Here is a 3,783-nt window from a genome sequence, read left to right as displayed (position 1 = left end):
CCCCCGCATCACCCTACTTTCCCACCCTTGCAAAGGGCAGTATCATCGGCGTTAGAGAGCTTGACTTCCAGGTTCGGGATGGGGCTGGGTATTTCCTCTCCACTAGGGACACGGGGAAAGCAAAGCTTTTACAAAGCCTCTTAAAAACTTTGTAACTTGTCAAAGCCTTGAGCTTGCACCTAAAGGATTGCCAAATATCTAGCAACGCTCAAGGGCTTAGCTTGCCTTTAGCTCCTAGTCAAACCAAGAGATTTTAAAGTCTCAAGTCTGAATTTGAAGCCAAACCTAGCAAACTAAAGCACAAGCCAACCCAAAGCTTAAAAACTTGGCAATCTTGTTCAAGCCTGAATGCTAGGCTAGCTCAATGAAGAGCAAGTCAACCTATAAGGCTTTAGCTAAAACCTTTAATGCAAGCCACTAATGCAAGCCACACAAGCAAGTTCTAGCTAGGGACTTAACTCTAAGTTTGCTTGCAAATTTTAACCAAAGATGCCATTCTAGCATCCTTGTTTTAAAAAAGCAAGAACAAGGCTTAAAAGCTTTGCTTTTGCCAATAACCTATGCTCTGATTTGCTACAAAGCATAATTACACTCAACAAGGCGGTGATACCTTATCAACCAAACAAGCCAAACGCTCTATTAGTAGTGGTTAGCTGAATGCATTACTGCACTTACACACCCACCCTATCAAACATGTAGTCTTCATGCGAGCTTCAGGGAAAGCTCATCTTGGAGTTGGCTTCGAGCTTAGATGCTTTCAGCTCTTATCACAACCATGCGTGGCTACCCAGCGGTGCTCTTGGCAGAACAACTGGTGCACCAGTGGCATGTCCATCCCGGTCCTCTCGTACTAGGGACAGCTCTCCTCAGCTTTCCTACGCCCACAGCAGATAGGGACCGAACTGTCTCACGACGTTCTGAACCCAGCTCGCGTACCGCTTTAAATGGCGAACAGCCATACCCTTGGGACCTGCTCCAGCCCCAGGATGCGATGAGCCGACATCGAGGTGCCAAACCTCCCCGTCGATGTGAGCTCTTGGGGGAGATCAGCCTGTTATCCCCGGGGTACCTTTTATCCTTTGAGCGATGGCTCTCCCACACGAGAACCACCGGATCACTATGACCGACTTTCGTCTCTGCTTGACCTGTTTGTCTTGCAGTTAAGCTAGCTTGTGCCATTACACTCAACTGGCGATTTCCAACCGCCATGAGCTAACCTTTGTAAGCCTCCGTTACTTTTTAGGAGGCGACCGCCCCAGTCAAACTACCCACCAAGCATTGTCCTTCTTGAGGATAACTCAAGCCAGTTAGCTAACAAAAACGCCAAGGGTGGTATCTCAAGGATGGCTCCACAAGAGCCAAAGCTCTTGCTTCCAAGCCTCCCACCTATCCTGCGCATGGCATTCCCATTAGCAGTGCTAAGCTGTAGTAAAGGTCCACGGGGTCTTTCCGTCTTGCTGCGGGTAGGAGGAATTTTCACCTCCACTACAATTTCACTGGATCTCTCTTTGAGACAGCTCCCATCTCGTTACGCCATTCATGCAGGTCGGTATTTAACCGACAAGGAATTTCGCTACCTTAGGACCGTTATAGTTACGGCCGCCGTTTACTCGGGCTTCAATTCAAAGCTTCGCTCTTGCGAGCTAACCCATCCTCTTAACCTTCGAGCACCGGGCAGGCGTCACACCTTATACTTCCTCTTACGAGTTGGCAAAGTGCTGTGTTTTTGGTAAACAGTCGGGAGGGACTCTTTGCTGAGACCTACTCGCGTAGGCACACCTTATCGCGAACTTACGGTGCTAGTTTGCAGAGTTCCTTAAAGAGAGTTCTTCCACGCGCCTTAGAATACTCATCTCATCTACCTGTGTCGGTTTGCGGTACGGACAATTAGGGCTAAACTTAGAGACTTTTCTTGGCACGATAGTATCAGTGATTCTCTCTTTGGTCCGAAGACCGCCAAGAGCCTTTCAGGTTTCAAATACAGGAGCGGATTTGCCTCTCTCCCAATCTACACCCTTAGACTAGCACTTCCATCAGCTAGCTCACCTAACTTTATGCGTCCTCCCATCGCACACCCTAATTGGTATAGGAATATTAACCTATTTCCCATCGCCTACCCCTTTCGGACTTGGCTTAGGACCCGACTAACCCTACGATGACGAACATCGCGTAGGAAACCTTAGATTTACGGCGGATGCGATTCTTACGCATCTTATCGCTACTCATTCCTGCATGCTCACTTCTGTGCGCTCCAACACTCCTTACCGGTATGCCTTCAACGCTGCACAGAACGCTCTTCTACCACTGCACAAAAGTGCAATCTACAACTTCGGTGTCTATCTTAGCCCCGTTATATTTTCAGCGCATGATCACTAGACCAGTGAGCTGTTACGCTTTCTTTAAAGGATGGCTGCTTCTAAGCCAACCTCCTGGTTGTTTGAGTAACCACACATCTTTTTCCACTCAGAATAGAACTTGGGGACCTTAGTTGGTAGTCTGGGTTGTTTCCCTCTTGACGATTGATTTTATCACCCACCGCCTGACTCCCAAGATACAACAAAAGGTATTCGCAGTTTGACAGGGTTTGGTACTGCGGCGAGCAGCCCTAGCCCAATCAGAGCTCTACCCCCTCTTGTTATGACTTGAGGCTATACCTAAATATATTTCGAAGAGAACCAGCTATCACCAAGTTTGTTTGGCCTTTCACCCCTATCCACAGCTCATCCCAGCCCGTTTCAATGGGCACGGGTTCAGTCCTCCACAAGCTGTTACACTCGTTTCAACTTGGCCATGGATAGATCACTTGGCTTCGGGTCTGCAGCGTCTGACTAATGCGCCCTGTTCAGACTCGCTTTCGCTACGGCTCGTTTTCACTTAACCTTGCCAGACACCACAACTCGCAGGATCATTATGCAAAAGGCAGTCCATCACCCTGATAAATCATAGGGCTCTGAATGATTGTAAGTAGATGGTTTCAGGTTCTATTTCACTCCGTTACCCACGGTTCTTTTCACCTTTCCCTCACGGTACTTGTGCGCTATCGGTGTAGTAGTAGTATTTAGGGTTGGAGAGTGGTCTCCCCGGCTTCAACCCGGATTTCTCGTGTCCTGGTCTACTCTGGATACGGCTATCTAGGGTGTATCTTTCGCATACAGGGCTATCACCTTCTATGGCTTGCTTTTCCAAGCAACTCTGCTAGATAAACCCCTTGAATGTTGCCGTCCTCAACCCCGCGTGCAAGCACGCGGTTTGCCCTTCTCCCCTTTCGCTCGCCACTACTGAGGGAATCTCGTTGATTTCTTTTCCTCTAGCTACTGAGATGTTTCACTTCGCTAGGTTCGCTCTCTATAAATAGAGTAACTCACATTGCTGTAAGTTGGGTTGCCCCATTCGGAGACCTACGGATCAATGCTTCTTGACAGCTCCCCGTAGCTTATCGCAGTCTAGTGCGTCCTTCATCGCCTCTACTACCCAAGGCATCCACCATCTACTCTTAACATCTTGTTTGTTTCAGTTAGCATATCCGCTAAACTGCCTTGATAAGATTTCTACCGCCTTATTGAGTATAATTCTTTGGCTTTGTAGTTTTTACCTTTACATAGGCTATTGACAATGAAAAGTCAAAAAACATTAAGCAAACGCTCTTTAAGCAACACCATCCTAAGAATGCATCCCTTTAGATAAAAGCCTCAAAGACGCGTCCTATTGGTAAAACTTTCAAGTTACTCACATTTGCTTAGGCAAAAGCGCATTCTATCGTTGGAAAGCTTAAGGGGGGCTTAG

General features: G+C 47.6%; 2 rRNA genes. Both read right to left on the bottom strand.

The window, feature by feature from the left end:
* Positions 1-116: ribosomal RNA gene (gene rrf / locus EAO37_RS08825) — 5S ribosomal RNA — on the bottom strand.
* Positions 117-618: 502 nt separating this feature from the next.
* A 23S ribosomal RNA gene (locus EAO37_RS08820) occupies positions 619-3,507 on the bottom strand.
* Positions 3,508-3,783: the final 276 nt, after the last annotated feature.

Source organism: Helicobacter sp. L8, from assembly GCF_003660355.1.
Taxonomy (GTDB): Bacteria; Campylobacterota; Campylobacteria; order Campylobacterales; family Helicobacteraceae; genus Helicobacter; species Helicobacter labacensis.
This window is presented reverse-complemented; position numbering and strand designations above follow the sequence as displayed.